The organism is Oceanobacillus sojae, from assembly GCF_900162665.1.
GTDB classification, from domain to species: Bacteria; Bacillota; Bacilli; order Bacillales; family Amphibacillaceae; genus Oceanobacillus; species Oceanobacillus sojae_A.
Map to the genome: position 1 here is coordinate 426075 of NZ_LT727809.1, position 22593 is coordinate 448667.

The following is a 22593-nucleotide window of genomic DNA, read 5'->3' on the forward strand; positions in this document are numbered from 1 at the left end:
AGGTAAATGAAGAAAAAAGTAGTTTCTATCGTAGGGCCAACAGCAGTTGGAAAAACAACATTAGGAATTGCTGCTGCAAAAAAATTCCAGGGAGAAATTATCAGCGGTGATTCGACACAAGTGTATATGGGTATGGATATTGGAACAGCGAAGGTAACATCGGAGGAAACAGAAGGCATCCCTCATCATATGATTGATATTATCCGTCCAGATCAGCCATTCTCTGTAGCGGATTTCCAAGAGCATGTGAAATATCATATTGAAGCTGTTCATAAACGGGGAAACCTTCCTATTATCGTCGGCGGAAGCGGATTGTATATTCAATCTGTCCTGTTTGATTATCATTTTTCTGATCAGCGCCGTGATGCGGAATTAACAAATAAGCTGTTCCAGCAGATTGAAGCAGAAGGTCCAGAAAAGCTTTATGAGCGCTTGAAGCAGATTGACCCGGAACAAGCCAAAAAAGTTCATCCAAATAATCACCGGCGTCTTGTGCGTGCTTTAGAGGTCTATGAACTGACGGGACTGACAATGTCGGAGTATCAAAAAGAGCAGCAGGCAGAGTCTCCGTATGATCCATTTATTATCGGATTAGATATGGAACGGGCAACATTATATGACCGGATTAACCGGCGGGTGGATCAAATGATAGAGGAAGGCTTAATGGATGAAGTTCAGTCACTGGTTGCAAAAGGCTATAAGGACTGTCAATCGATGCATGCGATTGGATATAAGGAAATTGTTTCCTGCTTGGAAAATCGCTTATCACAAACTGATGCGATTGCTGCAGTAAAACAAAACTCACGCAAATATGCGAAAAGACAGCTCACATGGTTTCGGAATAAGCTGGATGTGAACTGGTATCAGCTGACTGAAAAAGAAGCATCTCAACAAATGAAATTAATTTTAAGTGATTTAGCAGGATTTTTAGAATAATAAATCGAATAAAGATGTATAGATAGAAAAGAGGAGGAACTCATTTATGGCTCAATCCGTGAATATTCAAGATCAATATTTGAATCAGCTGCGAAAAAATCATATCTTTGTAACAGTTTTTTTAACAAACGGTTTTCAATTAAGAGGAACGGTAAAAGCGTTTGATAACTTTACTGTACTGTTAGAAACAGATGGCAAACAGCAGCTTATTTTTAAACATGCTATTTCTACATTCTCACCGTCGAAGAATGTGGAGATTGAAAAAGAATAGAGGGTATGAGAGAGAAGCTTGAGTGAGCTTCTCTCTTTTGAATAGTTTTAGCAATGTATAAATCTTATTTATTAATATATTCCTTCTACTTACTTAAAGTGGCTTCTCCAAATAGAAATTAACAAGGCGAAAATGGAATAAAGAATGCTTATTTCTTGTCAATGAACTTAAAAGTAATTGTTATTAATGAAACAAAATAGAGGACGTAAACCACGTCCCTAACCACCGTAACTCTTTATTAACCTATTTAATAATGCTGATCCCTTGGAGTGTACAAATTTGGCTGTTCATAAAGAATATTTCTGTTTATTTACATCAAAACAATAATATGGAAATGGTATTTGCAAGAAATTTAAAACTAGTAACATTAAAAAATCAATAAGTCATTTACCCAATCTTCTCTTTGAGACCAAGGTAATACTTTAACTTCCCAATTAGTTAATGAACTTTGAAATTTATCTGCAATAGGAGTGTTAACATCATTAGCAATCACTATGAATTCCGAATTAGATCTAATGCTCTGAACATCAGTAAAAGGAAATAACGTATTAGTGTAGTTATCAGAAGCTGGTTTATTTACTGCTTTAATTAATTTTTCATTTTTCTTTGGTGAATGTGGTATTACAAAATCAAATGTTTGCTGATTTCCTGTTTTTCCAATGAATCCTAAGTTAGGGGAGAAAATAACATTTTTTGTTTCAAAATAGTTCGTGATTTCCTCAGTAAAAATACTCACTACTGTATTTTTTGATGTTAGAAGCATATCGGAGATTTTAATAATACATTGTAACAGGTTATGTTGTCTTTTTGGATAATCTTCAAGCGTGTTGAACGTAACGTAAAGTTCATTAGAATTTTTGTTATACTCTACTCCAAAAACTTTTAAAGTAATTTCGAAAAAATCTTTTCTTTTTTGCGTATTGTTTACATCGACGCCGAGCATTTGTAACTCGTTTAAAATATAACCATCATCTGTTAGAACATAAGGTGTTTTTTCTTTTTTTTCAACCAAATATAATTGAATTAAATCATGATGCATATCTACAAAGGGAGTGGTAATTTCAATGAAATCTCCTTGATTTTTAAAACTTAAATGATCTTTATTCCACTGATCGAAAAGTGTACTTAATTGATTTGTCAATTCCATTTTAATTAACCCCCTCACATTAAAATAATTCTTCCTGAACACTAAAATTAATAGTATTAGTATTTCCGACATTGCAGTATTTTAAAAATTCTTTTAAAATCTCAACTAAATCAGATAATTGATCGTTTGTTAAGTACATTTTAGCATATTCTTCATTTAGTGGATATGCTCTTTTCGCTGCATATCTTTCCTCTGCAATATGTATATGAGGACATTCAATTCGTTCCCCGGCATATGGAAATTCTCCTTCTGGATTAATATGAGGTGGACCAATGATATCTAATCTTAGTAATGGATAATCTTTGAAACTCTTATCTCTCAATTGTAATGTGAACTGAGGTTTTTTCTGCCTTTTCTATTAATATCTATAATAAAAAAATGATTATGACTTTTTAAACCTAATTTCTCATCAAATCCTATTGATGGTAATTTGAAGTAAGAGCTTTGGTGATCAATCATTTTCAAACAAGCTAGTAACTCATCTATAAGTGCTTGGTGCATCCATCCTATCTCTCCTTTATTTTATAATCTAATTAAGTTTTTATTCTTAAAAACTTAATTAGATTATAAAATTCGAATTCAATAAATATATGCTTACAAAAAATAAAAAAGGTCTTCTGCAAAGGTTTCAATTATTATCCTAAAAAAGCACCGGGATGTAATGAATATATTAACTATATTCATTATTAAGATAATTTATTTTTGGGTATATTATACCATGATATAAAGTTTTAAATAAATTTTAAAGCCTAATTTATTTAAAAAGATTGTAGAACCGCTCAAAGTATAGACCTGAGAAAATATAATTTCTAATAATTGATAAAAGCTATAAAATCATAAACATAGCTTAAACCATGTTTATGGAATCCCCATTATTAATCTATTTCAATAATATGGATATCTAGGAGTATAAGGATTTTGCTGATACTGCTGAATATATTCCTGTTGTTGATAAGGCCGGGTTTTATATTGCTCACCCGTCCTATTATTTTTTCTTTCGCAATCCTTATAAGGGCCGATATATGTGGAAGGTTTTACAGGTTCTGTTGCTTTTTTCCATTGGCCTTCATCCAGGCAATAAGTATGAGCCATAATATTCGAAGGAGTGAATTTTAAGATATCAGAACCTAAAACCACCTCGGGTGTCGGGGCATCGAAAATTGCCAGCAGCTGCGTGTTATCGGCAGCAGCTACCTCATAATGCCACCATCCTTGAGGAATATTTGCAACTTGGCCGGGCGTAATAGGGTGGTTTTGTATTTCTTTAGTAAATGGGTTTAGCATTGAAATTGTAGCAGCACCGGAAATGCAGTATACGAGTTCAGCTGCATTTTGATGATAATGCGGTTCTACAACATTTTCCTCGCTTAGAAAAATATCAAGCAGAGATACATTTTCTAATGTATTTAACTGTTGAATCCCTAAAACATTAATGAAGTTTTTATTATCCTTTTTGAACAGGGGGCTTGTATTTACATCAAAAAAGAATTGAGCTGATGGGGAAGTGTAATCCATATACGACGCCATAATTTCTTCACTCCTTAATAAATTATGTAGTCATTTTATTCATATAAAAAGAATCGGTGTATTTAAAAAATGCTTCAAGTGATAAATCTTCACTTGAAGCATTTTTAGACGTACTTTTATATTTAATAAACAAATTCAATCATTAAAACGATGGATGCTCATTCCGGTAATACTCATGAAATATCTTCATCAGCGCACGTTTCTCAATCCGGGACACATAGCTTCTGGAAATATTCAGCTTCTTCGCAATTTCCCGCTGTGTCATCTCATCCTGTTCATTTAAACCATAACGATACACAATCACTTCACGTTCCCGGCTGTCCAGGATGGAGAAATACTGTTCAATTTTGGAAATCTCCATATTTAATTGGATATACTCAATCACATTTTCATTTTCAGCTTCTAATATGTCAATTAAGCTGATTTCATTACCTTCTTTATCCTGCCCGATTGGATCATGCAGGGAGACATCCTTTTTGACCTTTTTTAAAGCTCTTAAGTGCATCAGTATTTCGTTCTCCACACACCGGGCTGCATACGTAGCGAGTTTTGTTCCTTTTCCCGTAGAAAAGCTTTCCACACCTTTAATCAAGCCAATCGTCCCGATGGAGATTAAGTCTTCCATGTCTTCTCCGGTATTCTCGAATTTTTTGACCAGATGAGCTACGAGACGGAGATTGTGTTCAATCAGTTTGTTTCTGGCTTCTTCATCTCCTTCCTGCATCAGTTGGATGTATTTTGCTTCTTCCTTTGGGGATAGTGGCTGGGGGAAAGATTGGTTCTTTACATAAGAGACAAAAAATAATGCTTCTTTAATAAATAATCCAAGTGCAGATAATACAATGGACAAATCCCATCACCTCCAAGAGTCAGCACCTCAAAATCTTCTAGGTAATTGCCTATAGCCTATTCTTATGTGCAAAAGGTGGAAAACGTGTCTGTCCATGATGAATACAAAAGCTGAAATGAAGAAATAAATTTATTTTGGAAGACGATTCGCAGGTTAGACATATATTCGTTCATTAAAAAAAGCTCAGATTTCCTTTCACAGGATAAATCTGAGCTTATATTTTAAATTAACTATTTGGATTGGTTCTGATTGGTTTCGTACATTTCCTTTAAGTCGTCGATGACAGTATTCTTTTCGAGCTTAACACCATTACGGTAAGCAGATCTCGTAATCATTAAGCTGGCTACCGGAGCTGTCAGGAATAAAAATAAAATAGCCAATAATATTTTGGCATTCATGACACCCTGAGATAAAAAGTGAATAAACACTGCCAGCATAATAAAAATAACACCTAATGTGGCACTTTTACCGGAAGCGTGTGCGCGGCTATAGACATCCTTTAATCTTACAATACCAATGGCACTTACTACGGCAAAGAACACACCAATGACAACAAAAATTGCTACAAGTACATCAATCATCGTGCTCAATGACAACACCTCTTTCCAGGAATTTTGAGAGACTCAAAGTTCCCACAAATCCCAAAATAGTCAATACGAGAACAATATCTGAGAATACAGATGTATCTTGTAAAATCATCAAAATCCCAATAAAACCGACCAGCAGAACACCAATTGCATCCAATGCCAAAATTCTGTCCTGTGTCGATGGACCGATAATAACCCGGATAAACAATAGCAGAAGTGCTATGGAGAGTGCAGTTAATGCCACAATTAAAACTGTATCGAACATTATTTCGTCACCTCCATAATTGCTTTTTCAAAGGAACCTTGAATATCTTTGATCATGGCTTCTTTATCCGGAACATCAATAGAATGAACGTATATAGTCTTGCTGTCTTGAGAGAAATCCATGGATATCGTCCCGGGGGTCAATGTGATTAATGCTGCCAGAATGGAAATCTCAAAGTTTGATTCTAATTGTGTTCTGACAGCAACAATCCCGGGCTGGTGATCTTGTTTTGGTTTAAGAACTACTTTCACAACATCAATATTGGCTTTAATTAATTCAACAATAAATAGATAAATTAATTTAATAATGGCCCAGACTCTTTTTAAATAAAAGTCAAACTTAAGAAAACGACGGATGATAAATAGAATCAGGATTCCTATAATATAACCGGAAATAAAATTTACGGCTGTATACTCATTTTGTAAAAACATCCAGAGTACCGCGAGCAAGACATTGATTAATATTTGAAAAGGCATAGCAACTACTCCTTCAGCACAGATTCAATATAATTTGTAGGATTCATAATTTCTTGAGCAACTTCCATCGAATAATTGAACATCGGTTCAGCCGCGAAACCTAAAATAATGGTAAGTGCAATCAGGGGCAGGATTGGCAGTAAAAGTTTCCCTACTGAAATTTTTGCCTGCTCTTCGGTATGTTTCTGCTTGCCCCAGAAGACATGACTGAATATTTTCATCATCGTGATTAATGTAAGTAAACCGACCAGCAGGGCAACCCCGGAGATCACATAATGCTGTGCCTCGAAACCGCCTAATATGATTGGAAACTTACTAAAGAATCCGCTTAGCGGAGGTATACCTGCCATGGAGATGGCTGCAATAAAGAACATCCAGGTCAGCCAAGGGTGCGTACCGATAAGTCCTCCCATTTTCTTTAAATCAGTCGTTCCAGTAATTTTCTTGGTTACACCGGCAAATAAAAACAATGCTGGTTCTACAATCATATGGTGAGCGATATAGTAAATGGCGCCGGCAACAGCAAGCGGGGTGAAAATCCCTAACCCCATAACCATATAGCTGACCTGACTGATAATTAAGTAAGAGAGTACACGTTTGAAATCGAATTGCGATATTGCTCCAAGAGCGCCGATGAACATCGTAACACCGGCAATCGTAATGAGTACCCCTTTATGTGTGAATTCTGGATTATGATTGAAAATCAATGTAAAGGTTCGGATGATTGCATAAATTCCTACCTTGGTTAAAAGTCCGCCGAATAATGCTGCAATTGCTGCAGGTGGTCCATAATAAGATTTTGGCAGCCAAAAATGAAGCGGGAATAAAGCTCCTTTAGATGCAAAAACAATAAACAGCATGATAGCGATAATATTTAATGCACCTGCCTGGTCCAGCTCAGCAACACGCTGAGCTATGTGAGCCATATTCATTGTGCCGACAATGGAATAAATCCATGCAATGGCAACAACGAAAAGGGCGGATGCAAAAACATTGATAATAACATATTTAAAAGACTCTCTTAATTGATAGCCTGTCCCTCCGTGAACAATCAATCCATAAGAGGAAATTAACATGACTTCAAAGAAAACAAATAGATTAAATAAATCGCCTGTCAGAAAAGAACCGTTTACTCCAACCATTAAGAAAAGAAAAAGCGGATAGAAAAATTGTTTCTCTCTGTCCATGGCAATAGTTTGAAAAGCAAAGAACATACAAGCCGTTCCGACCAGTGTAGATAGCAGCAGCATCAAAGTGGAGAGCATGTCTGCTACAATAACAATTCCAAATGGCGCTTCCCAGCCGCCGACCTCCAGGACAACTGTGCCATGCTGGTAGACATAAATTGCTAAAAAAACGGAAAAGGCTAATAATATCAGCATTGTGATTCCACTTATTACACGTTGAACAGTATGTCTTTTATATAAAAGTATAAGTATAGCGCCGATTATAAAAGGAATAATAATCGGCAAGATAACGATATTACTCATCAGCAGAACCCCTTAACTCTTCTAAATCATCTGTCTTATGCACTTTATAGGTGCGATAAGACATAACCAGCAGGATAGCAGTCACACCAAAACTGATAACAATTGCTGTCAGTACTAATGCCTGTGGCAGCGGATCAGTGTAGGCGTCTGCATCAAAACTTAAAATAGGAGCAGCACCGCGCTGCAAGCCGGACATTGTTAATAATAAAAGGTGTACCCCATGAGAAAGTAATAATGTAGCTGCAACAACACGGAGCAGATTTTTAGACATAAACAAATAGATGGTTACGCTAAAAATGATTCCTATTACGATTGACATTAATAGTTCCATTATTTATCATCCTCCGCAATCGTCAGAATAATTGTAAGTGCACTTGCCAGTACAACAAAGTAAACTCCCAGATCGAAGACCATAGCAGTAGTCAATTCCACTTCTCCCAAAATTGGAAGGGTAAAATAGTCAAAGAATTGTTTCAGAAAAGGAAAACCGAACAACATGGATACGACACCTGTGAGGCTGGCAAAAAGTAATCCAATCCCGATAATTTTTATATAATCAAATTTTATAGCCTTTTGAATTGATTTTAAATCAAATGAAAGGTACAAAATAAGAATTGCACTGGCAGTCATTAAACCGCCGACAAACCCTCCGCCGGGACTGTTATGCCCTGCCAGTAACAGATATATGGAGAAGGAGAGGATAATAAGTATAATTAATCTGGCCAATGTCTGAAGCATCATATTATTAGGCTTTTGCATCATATATCCTCACTCCCTTTAAATCGTAATCGAATTAAGCTGACAACTGTGAGTACTGCCATGGATACGACGAGTATTTCCAACATGGTATCCAAACCACGGAAATCTACCAAGATGACATTAACAATGTTGTACCCGCCAGCTTCTTCTTTCGAGTTTTCAGTATAGTATTCAGAAATAGAATCAAAATTAACTTCCTGTCCCATAGAAAATACGGATAATGACCCGAGTGTAATCATCAGTCCGAAGCCGATAGAGATAATTAATTTGACAGCTTTCATCTTCGGCGGTGTTTTCACCTTTTTCAATTTAGGTAAATGATAAAAGACAAGCATAAACAGAATAACAGATACTGACTCTATAAGCAGCTGAGTCAATGCTAAATCAGGAGCTCTGAATAGAACAAATAAAAGAGCTACAATAAATCCGCTGACACCAGTTGCAATAATCAGTGCTACCCGATTATTAATGAATGGAATAACCACAATTGATCCGATAAATACCAATATAACTAACCAGAAATAAATTGGAATTGGTGATAAATCAAGAGACTGAATGGCCGGCAGACTATAACGGTACATGGTATAAGCCATGATTAGAATAATAAATGTATTCATATAGATGAAATAATCTCTCAACCTTCCAGTCATTTGCAGACGGGTTATCCATTGTGAACCTTTAATCAACCCTTCATAACCAGAATCATAAGCATAGTTGAACAGGTCTTGCTCTCCACGGTAAAACGCAGTATTTTCCCATTTTTTAAATGTCATAAACAGGAGTATACCTAAAGCAACAACCCCAAATGTCATCCAAAGCTCCGGAGAAAATCCATGCCAATGAGAAATGTGTACATCAAAAAATTCCCCCGGAGAAAGGATTCCCGGTATAATTGCAGCCATTGCCGGTTCGATAAGCGAGTAGGCTAACAAATTAGGGAAAAGTCCGAATACAACAACCAGAGCAGCTAATATAACAGGGCTGATCAGCATACCAATCGGTGCTTCATGAACATGCTTCACCTTCAGCTTGCTGATATCGAATTTACCCATAAATGTTTTAGAAAACATAAGAATACAATATAAGAAGGTAAATACACTGGCAATCCAGGCAATAACAGGGATGATAAATCCAAATGTTTCTAAATTAAAAATACCGTATTCTGTTACGTTAAGCATACCTGTAAAAAACAATTCTTTACTTAAAAATCCGTTAAATGGCGGCAGTCCAGCCATTGAAGCCAAGCCGATAAGAGAAATAGTCGCAGTAACAGGGAGGACGGTCATTAATCCGCCCAGTTTGCGGATATCTCTTGTTCCTGTTTCATGATCAATGATACCTGCTGCCATAAACAGACTTCCTTTAAAGGTTGCATGGTTAATTAAATGAAATACAGCTGCTAAGATAGCAGTCATGTATAACGCGTTGTCTCCATCCTGGAAGTAGAAAGCAGCAGAGCCTGCGCCAAGTAAGCTCATAATCAAACCGAGTTGGCTTACTGTAGAAAAAGCCAGGATACCTTTTAAGTCCTTCTGGCGTACTGCTGAGATGGAGCCCCAGGTTAAAGTGACTAATCCGGCGATGGTAATAATCCAAAACCATTCCGGAGCGCCGCCAAAAACACCTGTTAATCGTGCAACAAGGTAAATTCCTGCTTTAACCATTGTTGCAGAGTGAAGATAGGCGCTGACAGGTGTAGGTGCCTCCATAGCGTCCGGCAGCCAGATATGGAATGGAAACTGAGCAGATTTGGTAAATGCTCCTAATAAGACAAGTATCATCGCAGGGATGAATAAACTGCTTGCCATAACAAGGTCTGCATTTGCGATAAGTTCCCTGATGCTGAATGTGCCTGCAATAACGTAAAGTAAAGAAAAACCGCCGAGCATGGATAATCCGCCGAAAACAGTGATATACATAGATTTTTGAGCACCATAAACAGATTTCTCTCTCGTATACCAATAACTGATTAATAATGAAGAGGCAATACTTGTTAACTCCCAGAAAACGTAAATGACGATTAAGTTATCAGAAAGAACAACTCCAAGCATAGCACCCATAAACATTAACAGATAAACGTAAAAATTATTCAGCTTTTCTTTGTGCTTCGATAAGTAGTAAATAGAGTATAGAACTACTAAAGACCCGATTCCGGTAATTAATAATGCAAAAAGCAAGCTTAAACCATCTAGGTATACATTAAAATTAATACCGAGTGAAGGTACCCAGTTCAGGTTATTTAATATCACTTCGCCGGATGATGTTTTCGGTATAAATGATAAGAAATAAACAAACAGGACCAAAGGCAGGATTAAAACAAACCAGCCAGTATGTATTCTTTTCAAGTACTTATACAAGAATGGAATAAGGATAGCTGCAATAAATGGTAATAAAACAGCCCAATGTAGTAACGTCAACAGTAATTCCTCCTTTAGTGGTAATAACGAATGGCCTTTAACCTTCAGGAAATATTAAAAATCTTTAAATACTCCTTCAGCCAAAAGCGTTCGCTCCCTTTTCTGATGTTAAAAAAATAAAAGCTCTTCTGTTTATAATGAAAACGGGATGGAAGCTTTTTATAACATAAAGGTAATTCGATATGATAATCAAGGGGAATACCATGCTTTTCTTAAATCTTTCCCTATCTCTTTACAATATTTTTAGACACAAACCAGAGTACTATTCTAGATTATAACTTATTCAGAAAAAAGATGCATACAAAAAGAATACGGTTACCAGGGGTTAAAACTTTTATTTTAAATAGGAAGGAACAAGGGGAAAAAGGCAAAAAAAAACTTCAATTTTAAAATTGAAGATTTGTAAACAAGACAAAATTATACAGATTCTTTGATTTTATGAGTTAGAGATCTTTTATGGATTTCTTCTTCAAATAAAGAAAGAAAATCAGGACTGAGGTTTAATGCTACCGCTGTATAATAAGATTCTAGTAATAGTTCGTCCGATAATGTTTCCACAATACAACCTCCTCAATTTGTAGGCAAATATTTAAGATAATAATAATTTAACATGTATATCTAGTGTTAACAAGCTCTAACTTATCTACATATAGTTGTAGATAAGTTGTGTATAAGGAAGGGGGTAACCTTGTTCGAGATTGTTATTGGTGCATTCTTATGTTGATAAAGTTATCCACAAAATCGAAGCGTATCGGAATTTGTCGAACGATTTTTAAAACACATATACATTTTTAATAAGGTTTCTGCATAGTTCCTTTTAGAATAGAAGACAAAATTGGATATCACTGTCAATGAAGCACCATTTCCTTATGCAGATAATAATTCTTTGAAACGCTAGTCAGTTGTAGTAGGATTAGGTATAATGTGATGTAGCGTAAAGTTGCTTTGTCTTGTGTTTTCTCAGGATAAGAAATAAAAGCAGTATTCTTTTAAATGAAGTATCTTTACATAAATAGTATAATATGCAAGAAATATAATGTTAACTAATTGGAAATCTTGAGGTGTGAATATGTTTTCAAAATTTTTACCGGATGAACAAATTGATCAAATTTTTGACCTGAAACCGGAAACGTTAAAAAAGAAGGGAATTAAAGGGATTATAACGGACCTGGATAACACCCTCGTTGCATGGGATGTAAAGGACGCGACCCCTGATGTCGTTTCATGGTTTAAAACAATGGAAGAAAATGATATAAAAGTAACGATTATATCGAATAATAATCAGGAGCGTGTAACAGTTTTTTCAGAACCGCTTGGAACACCGTTTGTATTTAGTGCCAGAAAACCTTTGAGCAGGGCATTTAAAACAGTTGCCAGACAGATGGAGCTGAAAAAAGAAGAAATTTTAGTTGTCGGAGACCAATTGCTGACAGATGTCCTTGGCGGCAATATAGCCGGATTTTATACAGTACTGGTTGTTCCTGTAGTGCAAACGGATGGTAAAATAACGAAGATTAACCGTTTGATTGAGAGGAAAATTTTAAAACGAATGCAGAACAAGAGTGATAGTAATTAAGGAGGAATAAGTTTGGAGCAACATATTTGTCAGGGATGCGGGAGCGTTATTCAGACAGAGCATCCGGATGAGCCGGGTTATGCGCCTGTCAGTGCATTAGAGAAAGATATTATTTTATGTAAAAGATGCTTTCGATTGAAGCATTATAATGAGATTCAGGATGTATCGATCACGGATGCAGACTTTTTGAAAATGGTCAGTTCGATTCGGGACAGAAATGGATTAATTGTTCACATTATTGATATTTTTGATGTGGATGGCACATTATTAAGTAATTTACCCAGGATTACAGGTGATAATCCGATTATTTTAGCCGGTAATAAACTAGACTTATTGCCGAAATCGACAAATGAAAATAAATTAAAGCAATGGCTGCGTCATGAAGCGAGCCAGCTTGGAATTAAAATTCAGGATGTTGTTTTAATTTCTTCTGTAAAAGGAAGAGGAATAGATGAGCTCAAGAAGAAAATAGAAATACATCGGGAAGATAAGGATGTGTTCATTGTCGGTGTTACCAATGTTGGTAAATCAACTTTTATCAACCGTTTAATTAAAGAGACAACCGGAGAAGAGAACGCTATAACGACTTCTTATTTTCCTGGAACAACACTTGGTTTTATTGAAATACCACTGGATGCAGAGACGTTTTTGGTAGATACACCAGGGATTGTCAACAAACAGCAGATGGCTCATTATGTTTCTGAAAAGGAATTAAAGATGATTACTCCGAAAAAAGAAATAAAAGCAAGAGTTTATCAGCTGAATGAGCAGCAGACGCTTTATGTCGGCGGCTTGGTCAGATTGGATTTTATCAAAGGAGACAAGCAATCATTTGTTTGCTATTTCTCTAATGATTTAACAATTCACCGGACAAAGTTGGAGAATGCGGATGAATTGTATGAAAAGCATGCCGGAGAACTATTGTCACCCCCTTACAGGGAGCAACTGGATAAATTTCCTCCACTGACAGCACATAGCTTTAAAGTGGAAAAAGGAAAAACGGATATAGTTTTTCCGGGACTGGGCTGGATCAGCATTCAAGGCGAGGGAGCTACTGTAGTAGCACATAGCCCTAAAGGAGTCTCTGTAACAACAAGAAAATCCTTTTTATCTGGTCAGTAGACAGGCAAGACCCGCAGATAAAATAAAGGTAAGATTTAATACGGTTGGTGGGGGAGGAGACGTTTCGTTGAGTTTGAAATTAAAATTAATTGGTTATCCTATCAAGCATTCTTTATCACCCTGGATTCAGAGTTCTTTTTTAGAACGAAGTGGTATAGAAGGTTCTTATACATTGCATGAAATACCAAGTGAGGAAGTATTTGGTGAGGAAATCAAGAAATTAAAAGAAGCAAAAGTTAATGGGTTTAATATTACGGTTCCTTACAAGGAAACAATTATTCCTTATCTTGATAAAATGGATGTTACGGCGGAACGCGTCGGGGCAGTAAATACGGTTTCTTTAGAAGGAAACAGCTGGGTCGGATATAATACGGATGGTATCGGTTATGTGCAGGCGCTGCGCGATAAGTTTCCGGATATAGATAAAAATATAGATGTTCCTATAATAATACTCGGTGCAGGCGGTGCTGCACGAGGCATATTCCATGGTTTGGTACAGGCAGGGTATAACAATCTGACGCTTGCAAACCGGACCAGATCAAAATGTGAAGATATTATAAAAGGAACCAGCGCTTCTGTGATCACATTGGAAGAAGCTGAAAAAAATATTGGAGCTTATGATGTGGTTATTCAAACCAGTTCCGTGGGGATGAATGAAGCAAAACAAATCATAGATTTGTCCAATATACAAAAGGGCACCATTGTCAGCGATATTGTTTATCAGCCGCTTGACACACAGTTTTTAAAACAAGCAAAGGACAAAGGCGGGCGCATTCATTATGGTCATACAATGCTGCTTTATCAAGCACAGAAGGCGTTTGAAATTTGGACAAATAAAAAAGTAGATGTGCACGGGATGGACGAAGAAATGATAGCAAAAATAAAAGGAGAGAAATAAGATGTTAACAAATAAGCAAAAGCAATTTTTGCGTAGTGAATCACACCATATTAAGCCAATTTTTCAGGTTGGTAAGGACGGTGTAAATGAAAATATGATAACTCAAATTGGTGAAGCTTTGGAAAAAAGGGAATTGATAAAGGTCAGTATCCTTCAGAACTGTTCAGAGGATAAAAATGTGGTTGCCGAGCAAATCTCCGGCGGGACGGAATCAGAAGTGGTACAGGTTATCGGCAGCACGATTATTTTATATAAGGAATCAACGGATCACAAAGAAATTAAACTTCCATAAAGAGGATGTTCAAAAAAAACGGCCGACGGTGCCAGGGGAAGTGTCATCGTAAGGACTTTCATTGGCACCTTTTTGAACACGTATTAACAATTGCAGAAGGTGAGTCTTTGAAGAAGATTGGGATTTTAGGCGGTACATTTAACCCGCCGCATATAGGACATTTATGGATTGCCGAAGAAGTAAGAATAAGAAAGCAATTAGATGAGATCTGGTTCATTCCGACACGGACACCGCCTCATAAAGACACCTCGGTACTCGAAGCATCATACCGTTTAGAAATGCTCCGGTTGGCAGTACGCGATAACCCTCATTTTCATGTGAATGCTTTAGAGCTTGAAAGAGAAGGGAAATCGTACACATATGATACAGTAAAGGAATTAACTTCAAGTTATCCTGATGATGACTTTTACTTTATTATTGGCGGAGACATGGTAGAATATTTGCCAAAATGGTACCGGGTGGATGAATTAGTGCATATGGTTCGTTTCATAGGAGTATCAAGACCCGGTTATACATTAAAAACGGTTTATCCAGTTGAATGCCTGGAGATACATCCACTGGACATTTCCTCTACTTTCATAAGAAATCGGCTGGAAGACGGCGAGCTCATCCGTTACTTGCTTTCTGATGATGTAATGAATTATATTAAGGAGAATCAGATTTATGGATATAGAGAACCTTAAAGCAGATCTGAAAGAAAGGCTGACTGAAGCAAGGTATGAGCATACATTAAGAGTAACAGATACAGCAATTGTTCTGGCAGAGACCTTTCATGAATCAGTAGAAAAAGCAAAAATCGCTGCCTTATTTCATGATTATTGCAAGTATGATTCTTTAGAGGAAATGAAAAAAATTATTGAAACAAATAGCAAGCTGCCGGATTTGCTGCTTTCTTTTCATCATGAGTTATGGCACGGACCAGTTGCATCTGTTCAAATAGAAGAAAAATATGCTGTTACGGATCAAGAGATAAAAGATGCGATTTTCTTTCATACCACGGGAAGAGCAAATATGACAAAGCTGGATAAAATTATTTTTCTTGCTGACTATATAGAGCCAGGAAGAAGCTTCCCGGGATTAGATGATGTAAGAGCTGCAGCTAAAACAGATTTAACAAAAGCGTGCTACCAGGCTGCCAGGAATACGGTTCACTTTTTATTGGAAAGGAATCGTACTGTATACCCTGACAGTTTTCATGCTTATAATGATTTAAATCAACAAGTTTTTGGAGGAATAATTAATGAATAGTGAAGAATTAATTCAAGTAGTCGCAGAAGCCTGCGATGATAAAAGAGCAGAAAATATTGTTGCCTTAGATATGAATCAGGTTTCTTTAGTTGCTGATTATTTCGTGATTTGTCACGGGAGCAACGAACGGCAGGTACAAGCAATTGCACGTGCAATTAAGGAAACAGCTGAAGAAAATGGAAAAGATATTAAAAGAATGGAAGGCTTTGAAGAAGCCCGCTGGATTTTAGTAGACATTGGGGACATTGTCTGTCATGTCTTCCATAAAGATGAAAGACATTATTATAATTTAGAAAAATTATGGGGCGATGCTGACCGTGTTGCGCTGAATATTACGCAAGAAGGTTAATGGAAATGGCATATCATAAAATGGCTGAGGTTTATGATGGGCTGATGGATAACGTTCCATATGATGATTGGGTGGTCATGATCAGACAAATGATAGCTCAGGCAGCCAGACCGATTCAATCAATTATCGATTTAGGATGTGGAACTGGAGTCATTACCCGGAAGCTTGCTGCAGGAGGATATGCGTTGACCGGGGTGGATCAGTCCCCGGAAATGCTGGAAAAAGCACAGAAGGATTTAGAGTCTGTCAGCAGCATCAACTGGTTAGAAGCAGATATTACAGAATTGGATGGATGCAAACGGCAATATGATATGGCAATCAGCTGTTGTGATGTCATAAATTATGTGACAGATCTTCAAAATGTAGAGAAGGCATTTAAAAATATATATCAGTTATTAGAGAAAGATGGACTATTTTTCTTTGATGTTCATTCTCTCTATACAGTAGAAGACGTCTATATCGGCCAAACATTTTCAGATGTAACTGCTGAAGCAGCTTATATCTGGGAATGTATCCCTGGTGAGGAAGTTGGAGAAATGTATCACCAGCTGACCTTTTTCCATCAGGAGGAAGGAGACCGCTTCATTCGTTTTCAGGAAAAACATCATCAGCGGACATTTCCAGTAGAAGTATATAAAAATATTTTAAAAAAAATTGGTTTTGAAAAAATTAAAATTTACGCTGATTTTTCATTGGAACCAAATAATTGGAATGAAAAATCAGAGAGAATTTTCTTTTTAGCCGAAAAATAAACGATAAAAGCGAATTTTAACATTATTGCTATGGAAAAGGAGATTACCTTTCTTTGTAGAAGTATTTATTTAGCAGTATTTTAACAAAGAAGGAGGTAATACCTTGAATTGGTTAAAGAAAAAAATTCCATTTTTAATCGTTATTGCTGTTGTTTTGGTATTTTTTGCGTTTATGAACAAGAAAGAAGCCTCCAGTCCGCTATCCGCCTCATTAATTTCTTCTGAACCCGCCGAACCCGCCGAACCCGCTGAATCCCCTCTTACAGTAGAAGCCATAGAAGAGAAGGAAAGAGCTGCAGTAGTTGATATAAAAGGAGAAGTGGTTCGGCCGGGGGTGTATGAGATTGAAGAAGGCGACCGTGTCCAGGATATTATTGAACGTGCTGAGGGTTTTACAGAAGATGCGGATGTATTTCAAGTGAATTTAGCACAAATTGTACAGGATGAAATGGTTGTCCTGATTCCGGCTGTCGGACAGGAAGGGGATACCGCTGATAGCCCTGGGGGGGAGCAGACCAATAATAAAGTGAAAATTAATTCTGCAACAAGCGAAGAACTGACACAGCTGCCAGGAATCGGACCTGCCAAAGCAGAAGCAATTATTGCTCACCGGGATAATCATGGTCAGTTTCAAAAAGCCGAGGATTTATTAGATATTTCCGGTATTGGAGAAAAAACACTGGAGACGCTTATAGAGCATATCCAGGTACCCTAGATCGAACCAATGTAATACAAAATAGAGAAAGAGGTAATAATTATGGAGAGAATTGCTTGGAATCAGTATTTTATGGCTCAAAGTCAACTGTTAGCTCTAAGAAGTACTTGTACCCGTTTAATGGTCGGGGCTACAATTGTCCGTGATAAACGCATTATTGCCGGCGGTTATAACGGGAGTGTTTCCGGTGATGTTCATTGTATTGATGAGGGGTGCTATGTCATTGACGGACATTGTGTACGTACTGTACATGCAGAAGCTAATGCGCTTCTTCAATGTGCGAAATTCGGTGTGCCTACGGATGGTGCAGATGTCTATGTAACACATTTTCCTTGTCTGCAGTGTACAAAACAACTTATTCAAAGTGGAATTAAAAATTTATTTTATGCAGAAGATTATAAGAATCATCCTTATGCAATCCAGTTATTTGAAGAAGCTGGTGTGAAAACACAAAAAGTGCCATTAGTTGATGCCATGGTTGACACTAATTTTATGGAAAAGAATGCTTTTGTTCATAACCTTATGGAAAAGTTAGATTCATCAGGCTTGAGCTCATCGGAAAGAGCAGATATCCAAGCTGAGGCGGACAGACTTTTTTTTAATGAAGGCAAAACGCATTGAGAGGTTATTGGCATTTTCCTGCTATCGCAGGAGTAGTCGCCATTTTATATCAATTGCTGGATATAAAATGGCTTCTCCTTCTTTTTATAACGTGGCTCTTATGGCTGAAGCTTCTGAAAAAACTTGATACCAATGTATGGCTGATTACCATATGCAGCTTTATCGTCTTTAATTATATTATTCCTGTGATCCCGCAAGCAGCTTTTGAAGAAAGCTCTGTCGAGGCAGAGATTACCGGGAAAATTGAAGGAGAGGTAAAGCTCAGCTCTAAACAAATACAATTCACTCTTCATTCGCCCCATAGTTCCTCTAACCTTCTGGTTACTTATTTTCCTGATAAAAATGAAGATTTTCGAGATATTCCTTTGAAGCATTCATTGTTTCACGGATCCCAATGTACCATTTACCAAAGTATTGAAATTCCCCCTTCAAGCACTAACCCTGCTCAATTTGATTTTCGTCAATTTCTCCTTCAAAAGCAAATTAGCCACCAGGCAATTTTAAAGGATTTTAATCATATTGTTTGTACTCCAGAAAGCGGTATCCTTCCTTTACTATATAAACTGAGAACAAATTTGCTGAATAAAATGGAATACACATGGAGTGATTATACTGCTCCGTGGATGAATGCAATTGTTTTTGGAGATGCTTCCGGAATAGAGGAAGCCATAACGGAGCTGTTTCAGCGTTTTGGACTATCGCATATTATCGCTATTTCAGGTACACATGTGACATTAGTAATTTCTTTTATATATTTGATTTTTGTCAAAGGAAACATAATTACAAAAGAGAAGACATATCTATTCTTACTTATTTTCCTTCCTGTTTACTCTATATTGGCTGGAGCTAATCCGCCTGTACTCCGCGCGGCTTCTATGATGGTAGTAGTGCTTATACTTCAGAAATACCGGTGGAAGCTTCCGTATTCTGATTTATTCTCTATCCTTTTTATGATTTTTATTCTCTGGGATCCTTATATTATTTATAATGTGGGCTTTCAGTTTTCGTTTTCGGTAACCTTTGCAATTCTCTTGTCTCAAGGCTGGGTCCACAAAACAAAATCTCCAATATGGAATATCTTCCAAGTGAGTTTTGTTGCGCAGATGGCAATTCTTCCGCTGCAGATTTATTATTTCAATATCTTCCATCCACTGTCTATTTTAATGAATTTAGCTGTAATCCCTTATTTTACCTTCTTCGTTATTCCACTAATGTACACATTTGTGCTTATTCATTTCTTACCCGGTAAATTTTTGTATATTGCAGATCGGAGCTTTGCATTCATCCATGATAAAGTTCTGCTAATTATGGAAACAATAGATGATACATTATTTTCCCCGATTTATCTGGATCAATTATCTATATGGAGCGTTGCCGTTTATTTTACTTGCTTTTTGCTGTTTATGAAATATTTAGAACATAAACAGCAAAAACGGGCATGGATAGCCGGAATTATTTTTATACTGCCAATTTTAATAACTGCAGGCAAGCCTTATTTTCAGGAAGAAGGTATCGTAACGATGTTTGATATGGGGCAGGGAGATGCCATACTGGTGGAGGCGGCCAGGAGAGAAGCTGTGATTATGATTGATGCAGGAGCTGCTTTTCATTTTGAAGATATGGCACCGACGAGGGGAGTGTACAAAAATATTATTCGGGCCTATTTCCATCAACGCGGAATTAAGGAGCTGGATGCAATTATTGTTACACACGATGACGTAGATCACTTTGGAAGTATCCGCTATATTTTAGAAGAGGTTAAAGTCAAAGAATTAATAGTAAGCCCCTATTTTGATGTGGAGCTGTTAAAAGAATTTCAAGAGGTGCAGCCTGCTTTATATATAACACAGGCTGAAGCGGGAGATATTCTGAACTTTAATGATGCTATGTCTTTTCAGGTTTTAGCGCCTAATACAGATACTGGAAATTCAAATGATAATTCAATTGTACTTTATGCAAACCTTGGTTTGAAATGGTTATTTACAGGTGATATTAGTAAGGAGGTAGAAGAAAAAATAACACGTAATTATCCGGGACTGCGCATTGATATATTAAAGGTTGCACACCATGGCAGTAAAACCTCTACAGGAGAAGCATTTATAGAAGCTGTTCAGCCGCATATAGCTCTTATTTCAGCAGGGAGGAATAATCAGTTTAATCATCCGAATGAAGAGGTGCTGGAGGTTTTGGAGGATAATCAAGTACATGTTTACCGGACAGATGAACAAGGGGCAATACAATTTTTCTATACAGATGAAGGAGGAACCTTTTCAACCTTCTTACCATAAAATAAAATAAGAAAATAGACATAATATAAATTAGTCAACTTTGGCAGCTTAAAAAATAACTTGCTTATCATAGTGACAGGTGTTGATCGTTCCTTCCATCTAACTCTTGACAAAGCAAAAGCTCTATTTAGAAAGCAGGTAACGTGTAAGGCCACCGCTGCGGCGGACCGTTTTGCTTTCCTAGGGGCATGCTCTTCAGCTAACTTTTGCCAAGAAGAGCACTTCGCAAAAGTTAGCTGAAGCCGTCCCCATGGAAAGCGGAGTGGTTGGTCGGAGCGGCGCTATACACAATCTCCATTTCAATAAAAAGATGATTTAACAAAATGCAAGCGGAATAATGAAGAATATGTTCATCCTGGAATAGGAAGGTATAGATGCTTATTCTCAGGTGCGAAAGTTGAATAAATTAGGATCAAAAAAATGAATATTAATACAACAAAAAAAGAAGAGATGTAATCCCTTCCTTTTTGACCTTTTATCTCTTTTATTTATCGGCCAATCACGCTGATGGTAACACCTACCGCAAAAATAATAAAGAAAAAGAGAAATGAAAAGGTAAATCCTTTAATGGAGTCTACTACATCGCTTCCTTTATACTGCGGATCTTTTTCAAATTCGTTCAAGACATACCCCTCCTATACTCACAATTATAGTATAAATCATACACATAAAAAAATCCACATTATTTAAAGGATTCCAGACTAATGCGGTATCAGCCATTTTTAGCAACAGTTGACATCTATACTTTTTGCCTGTAAGCACAAATTATATATAAGCAAATATCGTTCTTAAAATTTGTTTCTAGAGCAGATTTTAAGACGTTTAATATAGATGCTTCATAAGGGAGAATGCAAAATACTTGCGTTTCTTCCTTTATTTTTTTGTTGCGTTTACGCGTGCTTCCTTATAGGATAAAAAGAGATGAATGTATGGATTGCAGAGATATCACAAATTATGAAATGAAATTTTGTTTAGATGGGAAGCGTAATATTCATGATGGATCAAATCACGAAAATAAAAAGTAATCAGATTCAGCCGGTTTACTTTGCTTTTGGAACGGAATCGTTTTTTCAGGAGCAATTAAAAAATCGGCTGATAAAAACAGTATTAGATGGAGATAAAACAAATTTATCCCTGTATGATTTAGAGGAGACACCCATACAAGAGGTTTTAGCAGATGCTGAAACCTTCCCGTTTTTCGGTGAGCGCAAATTAATATTTGCCAGCAATGCTTCTTTTGTTAAAACAAAGCCCGATAAAGCGCCTTTTGACCATAATTTAACATATCTGCAGGAATATTTGGAAAACCCGCCTGAGTACTCTGTTTTGCTTATTATAGCACCATATGAAAAATTGGATGAGCGTAAAAAAGTAACCAAACAATTAAAAAAGCTGGCCTATTCTGTTGACTGCCAATCTGTTAAAGAAAAAGATGCGAGAACGTGGATTCAAAGCCTGGTGAAATCATATGGAATACATATCGATCAGGAGGCAATGGAAATACTGGAGGCAGAGGTTTCTAATAACATTCAGCTCCTGCAGAGCGAAATTGAGAAGCTGGCTCTTTTTGTCGGAGAGAATGGAACGGTTACTAAAGAAATTGCACAGCAGTTAGTGTCGCATACTCCAACTACAACATCTATTGCACTTGTTGATGCTGTTATGAAAGGGAGTATTCAGGAAGCAATTCAAATTTATCAGGATTTAGAGAAAATGAATGAAGATCCCATTGCAATGATTGGTTTGCTCGCCTATCAATTTCGGATGATTTTAAGAGTGAAGCAATTAAAGAAGAAAGGCTATTCTCAATTTCAAATCCAGAAAAATATTGGTGCACATCCATATGTTATTAAGGTAGCAATGGCAAGAGAGGCGAGATTATCGGAGGAGCGTCTATCTTATATTATTTGTCAGCTGGCAGATGCTGATGCCAAAATGAAGCAGGGGCTGATGGAAAAAGGTCTGGCATTTGAGCTGCTGTTAATGGATTTGGTATAGCAGCTGTCT

The 22593-nt window shown here is 36.8% G+C and carries 28 protein-coding genes; 14 read left to right on the forward strand and 14 right to left on the reverse strand.

Going from position 1 to position 22593, the window contains the following annotated elements; all coding sequences use genetic code 11:
* Positions 1 to 6 precede the first annotated feature (6 nt).
* The gene (gene miaA, locus BN1068_RS02360; RefSeq protein ID WP_077601235.1) at positions 7 to 936 is read left to right on the forward strand and encodes a tRNA (adenosine(37)-N6)-dimethylallyltransferase MiaA; all 930 of its coding nucleotides are present in this window, start codon (positions 7 to 9) and stop codon (positions 934 to 936) included.
* Between the two features lie 46 nt (positions 937 to 982).
* Positions 983 to 1207: an RNA chaperone Hfq gene (gene hfq / locus BN1068_RS02365; protein ID WP_077601236.1), complete on the forward strand. Its 225-nt coding sequence runs from the start codon at positions 983 to 985 to the stop codon at positions 1205 to 1207.
* Positions 1208 to 1574: 367 nt separating this feature from the next.
* Here the strand turns inward: hfq and BN1068_RS02370 are convergent, their stop codons facing one another.
* The 13 genes from BN1068_RS02370 to BN1068_RS02430 form a co-directional block, all read right to left on the reverse strand.
* A complete protein-coding gene (locus tag BN1068_RS02370) occupies positions 1575 to 2354 on the reverse strand; it encodes a DUF1829 domain-containing protein (protein ID WP_175637040.1) in 780 nt (259 codons plus the stop codon).
* A gap of 19 nt (positions 2355 to 2373) precedes the next feature.
* Entirely contained in the window at positions 2374 to 2676 is a 303-nt protein-coding gene (locus tag BN1068_RS23510; protein WP_077601238.1) for a DUF6978 family protein, read from the reverse strand.
* Positions 2673 to 2855, reverse strand: coding sequence for a hypothetical protein (locus BN1068_RS02380; protein ID WP_077601239.1), 183 nt, complete (start codon positions 2853 to 2855; stop codon positions 2673 to 2675). The genes BN1068_RS23510 and BN1068_RS02380 overlap by 4 nt, the downstream gene beginning before the upstream one ends.
* A 384-nt stretch (positions 2856 to 3239) precedes the next feature.
* Positions 3240 to 3881: a cupin domain-containing protein gene (locus tag BN1068_RS02385; RefSeq protein ID WP_077601240.1), complete on the reverse strand. Its 642-nt coding sequence runs from the start codon at positions 3879 to 3881 to the stop codon at positions 3240 to 3242.
* A gap of 142 nt (positions 3882 to 4023) precedes the next feature.
* Positions 4024 to 4731, reverse strand: coding sequence for an RNA polymerase sporulation sigma factor SigK (sigK, locus tag BN1068_RS02390; protein WP_077601241.1), 708 nt, complete (start codon positions 4729 to 4731; stop codon positions 4024 to 4026).
* 230 nt (positions 4732 to 4961) lie between these two features.
* Positions 4962 to 5312, reverse strand: coding sequence for a monovalent cation/H(+) antiporter subunit G (gene mnhG, locus BN1068_RS02395; RefSeq protein ID WP_077601508.1), 351 nt, complete (start codon positions 5310 to 5312; stop codon positions 4962 to 4964).
* Entirely contained in the window at positions 5305 to 5583 is a 279-nt protein-coding gene (locus tag BN1068_RS02400; protein ID WP_077601242.1) for a Na(+)/H(+) antiporter subunit F1, read from the reverse strand. The genes mnhG and BN1068_RS02400 overlap by 8 nt, the downstream gene beginning before the upstream one ends.
* On the reverse strand, positions 5583 to 6059 hold the full coding sequence (locus BN1068_RS02405) for a Na+/H+ antiporter subunit E (RefSeq protein WP_077601243.1): 477 nt from the start codon (positions 6057 to 6059) through the stop codon (positions 5583 to 5585). Before BN1068_RS02405 ends, BN1068_RS02400 begins: the two co-directional genes overlap by 1 nt.
* 5 nt (positions 6060 to 6064) lie before the next feature.
* Entirely contained in the window at positions 6065 to 7549 is a 1485-nt protein-coding gene (locus tag BN1068_RS02410) for a Na+/H+ antiporter subunit D (protein ID WP_077601244.1), read from the reverse strand.
* Positions 7542 to 7880 carry a Na(+)/H(+) antiporter subunit C gene (locus BN1068_RS02415; protein WP_077601245.1) on the reverse strand — a complete coding sequence of 113 codons (339 nt, stop codon included), beginning with the start codon at positions 7878 to 7880 and terminating at the stop codon, positions 7542 to 7544. Before BN1068_RS02415 ends, BN1068_RS02410 begins: the two co-directional genes overlap by 8 nt.
* Positions 7880 to 8311: a Na(+)/H(+) antiporter subunit B gene (locus BN1068_RS02420; protein ID WP_077601246.1), complete on the reverse strand. Its 432-nt coding sequence runs from the start codon at positions 8309 to 8311 to the stop codon at positions 7880 to 7882. Before BN1068_RS02420 ends, BN1068_RS02415 begins: the two co-directional genes overlap by 1 nt.
* Entirely contained in the window at positions 8308 to 10725 is a 2418-nt protein-coding gene (locus tag BN1068_RS02425) for a Na+/H+ antiporter subunit A (RefSeq protein ID WP_077601247.1), read from the reverse strand. Before BN1068_RS02425 ends, BN1068_RS02420 begins: the two co-directional genes overlap by 4 nt.
* Positions 10726 to 11142: 417 nt before the next feature.
* Positions 11143 to 11283, reverse strand: coding sequence for a sporulation histidine kinase inhibitor Sda (locus tag BN1068_RS02430; protein WP_077601248.1), 141 nt, complete (start codon positions 11281 to 11283; stop codon positions 11143 to 11145).
* A 511-nt stretch (positions 11284 to 11794) separates the two neighbouring features.
* On the opposite strand from BN1068_RS02430, the gene BN1068_RS02435 reads away from it, so the two are divergent.
* The 11 genes from BN1068_RS02435 to BN1068_RS02485 all read left to right on the forward strand — a co-directional run bounded on the left by BN1068_RS02435 (position 11795) and on the right by BN1068_RS02485 (position 20586).
* The gene (locus tag BN1068_RS02435; RefSeq protein ID WP_077601249.1) at positions 11795 to 12301 is read left to right on the forward strand and encodes a YqeG family HAD IIIA-type phosphatase; all 507 of its coding nucleotides are present in this window, start codon (positions 11795 to 11797) and stop codon (positions 12299 to 12301) included.
* A gap of 12 nt (positions 12302 to 12313) precedes the next feature.
* Positions 12314 to 13423: a ribosome biogenesis GTPase YqeH gene (gene yqeH / locus BN1068_RS02440; RefSeq protein WP_077601250.1), complete on the forward strand. Its 1110-nt coding sequence runs from the start codon at positions 12314 to 12316 to the stop codon at positions 13421 to 13423.
* Between the two features lie 67 nt (positions 13424 to 13490).
* Entirely contained in the window at positions 13491 to 14321 is an 831-nt protein-coding gene (gene aroE / locus BN1068_RS02445; RefSeq protein WP_077601251.1) for a shikimate dehydrogenase, read from the forward strand.
* A gap of 1 nt (position 14322) precedes the next feature.
* Entirely contained in the window at positions 14323 to 14613 is a 291-nt protein-coding gene (gene yhbY, locus BN1068_RS02450) for a ribosome assembly RNA-binding protein YhbY (protein ID WP_077601252.1), read from the forward strand.
* A gap of 107 nt (positions 14614 to 14720) precedes the next feature.
* Positions 14721 to 15296 carry a nicotinate-nucleotide adenylyltransferase gene (locus BN1068_RS02455; RefSeq protein ID WP_077601253.1) on the forward strand — a complete coding sequence of 192 codons (576 nt, stop codon included), beginning with the start codon at positions 14721 to 14723 and terminating at the stop codon, positions 15294 to 15296.
* Entirely contained in the window at positions 15277 to 15861 is a 585-nt protein-coding gene (gene yqeK / locus BN1068_RS02460; RefSeq protein WP_077601254.1) for a bis(5'-nucleosyl)-tetraphosphatase (symmetrical) YqeK, read from the forward strand. The genes BN1068_RS02455 and yqeK overlap by 20 nt, the downstream gene beginning before the upstream one ends.
* Entirely contained in the window at positions 15854 to 16210 is a 357-nt protein-coding gene (gene rsfS, locus BN1068_RS02465; protein WP_077601255.1) for a ribosome silencing factor, read from the forward strand. Before yqeK ends, rsfS begins: the two co-directional genes overlap by 8 nt.
* Before the next feature lie 5 nt (positions 16211 to 16215).
* On the forward strand, positions 16216 to 16962 hold the full coding sequence (locus BN1068_RS02470) for a class I SAM-dependent DNA methyltransferase (protein WP_077601509.1): 747 nt from the start codon (positions 16216 to 16218) through the stop codon (positions 16960 to 16962).
* Between the two features lie 103 nt (positions 16963 to 17065).
* The gene (locus tag BN1068_RS02475) at positions 17066 to 17677 is read left to right on the forward strand and encodes a helix-hairpin-helix domain-containing protein (protein WP_254846684.1); all 612 of its coding nucleotides are present in this window, start codon (positions 17066 to 17068) and stop codon (positions 17675 to 17677) included.
* A 42-nt stretch (positions 17678 to 17719) separates the two neighbouring features.
* On the forward strand, positions 17720 to 18298 hold the full coding sequence (locus tag BN1068_RS02480; protein WP_077601256.1) for a ComE operon protein 2: 579 nt from the start codon (positions 17720 to 17722) through the stop codon (positions 18296 to 18298).
* Positions 18295 to 20586, forward strand: coding sequence for a DNA internalization-related competence protein ComEC/Rec2 (locus BN1068_RS02485; protein ID WP_077601257.1), 2292 nt, complete (start codon positions 18295 to 18297; stop codon positions 20584 to 20586). The genes BN1068_RS02480 and BN1068_RS02485 overlap by 4 nt, the downstream gene beginning before the upstream one ends.
* Before the next feature lie 488 nt (positions 20587 to 21074).
* Here the strand turns inward: BN1068_RS02485 and BN1068_RS02490 are convergent, their stop codons facing one another.
* A complete protein-coding gene (locus BN1068_RS02490) occupies positions 21075 to 21209 on the reverse strand; it encodes a YqzM family protein (RefSeq protein ID WP_077601258.1) in 135 nt (44 codons plus the stop codon).
* A gap of 370 nt (positions 21210 to 21579) precedes the next feature.
* Between BN1068_RS02490 and holA the strand changes: the two genes are divergently transcribed.
* The gene (holA, locus tag BN1068_RS02495) at positions 21580 to 22584 is read left to right on the forward strand and encodes a DNA polymerase III subunit delta (protein ID WP_254846685.1); all 1005 of its coding nucleotides are present in this window, start codon (positions 21580 to 21582) and stop codon (positions 22582 to 22584) included.
* Positions 22585 to 22593: the final 9 nt, after the last annotated feature.

Excerpts from the sequence above, each read along its gene's own strand:
- BN1068_RS02385 (WP_077601240.1), bottom strand. The coding sequence starts at position 3,881 with ATGGCGTCGTATATGGATTACACTTCCCCATCAGCTCAATTCTTTTTT.
- BN1068_RS02470 (WP_077601509.1), top strand. The coding sequence starts at position 16,216 with ATGGCATATCATAAAATGGCTGAGGTTTATGATGGGCTGATGGATAAC.
- holA (WP_254846685.1), top strand. The coding sequence starts at position 21,580 with ATGATGGATCAAATCACGAAAATAAAAAGTAATCAGATTCAGCCGGTT.
- BN1068_RS02370 (WP_175637040.1), bottom strand. The coding sequence starts at position 2,354 with ATGGAATTGACAAATCAATTAAGTACACTTTTCGATCAGTGGAATAAA.
- BN1068_RS02420 (WP_077601246.1), bottom strand. The coding sequence starts at position 8,311 with ATGATGCAAAAGCCTAATAATATGATGCTTCAGACATTGGCCAGATTA.
- BN1068_RS02410 (WP_077601244.1), bottom strand. The coding sequence starts at position 7,549 with ATGAGTAATATCGTTATCTTGCCGATTATTATTCCTTTTATAATCGGC.
- mnhG (WP_077601508.1), bottom strand. The coding sequence starts at position 5,312 with ATGATTGATGTACTTGTAGCAATTTTTGTTGTCATTGGTGTGTTCTTT.
- BN1068_RS02480 (WP_077601256.1), top strand. The coding sequence starts at position 17,720 with ATGGAGAGAATTGCTTGGAATCAGTATTTTATGGCTCAAAGTCAACTG.
- BN1068_RS02380 (WP_077601239.1), bottom strand. The coding sequence starts at position 2,855 with ATGCACCAAGCACTTATAGATGAGTTACTAGCTTGTTTGAAAATGATT.
- yqeK (WP_077601254.1), top strand. The coding sequence starts at position 15,277 with ATGGATATAGAGAACCTTAAAGCAGATCTGAAAGAAAGGCTGACTGAA.
- miaA (WP_077601235.1), top strand. The coding sequence starts at position 7 with ATGAAGAAAAAAGTAGTTTCTATCGTAGGGCCAACAGCAGTTGGAAAA.
- hfq (WP_077601236.1), top strand. The coding sequence starts at position 983 with ATGGCTCAATCCGTGAATATTCAAGATCAATATTTGAATCAGCTGCGA.
- BN1068_RS02435 (WP_077601249.1), top strand. The coding sequence starts at position 11,795 with ATGTTTTCAAAATTTTTACCGGATGAACAAATTGATCAAATTTTTGAC.
- BN1068_RS02405 (WP_077601243.1), bottom strand. The coding sequence starts at position 6,059 with ATGCCTTTTCAAATATTAATCAATGTCTTGCTCGCGGTACTCTGGATG.
- yhbY (WP_077601252.1), top strand. The coding sequence starts at position 14,323 with ATGTTAACAAATAAGCAAAAGCAATTTTTGCGTAGTGAATCACACCAT.
- rsfS (WP_077601255.1), top strand. The coding sequence starts at position 15,854 with ATGAATAGTGAAGAATTAATTCAAGTAGTCGCAGAAGCCTGCGATGAT.
- BN1068_RS02415 (WP_077601245.1), bottom strand. The coding sequence starts at position 7,880 with ATGGAACTATTAATGTCAATCGTAATAGGAATCATTTTTAGCGTAACC.
- BN1068_RS02400 (WP_077601242.1), bottom strand. The coding sequence starts at position 5,583 with ATGTTCGATACAGTTTTAATTGTGGCATTAACTGCACTCTCCATAGCA.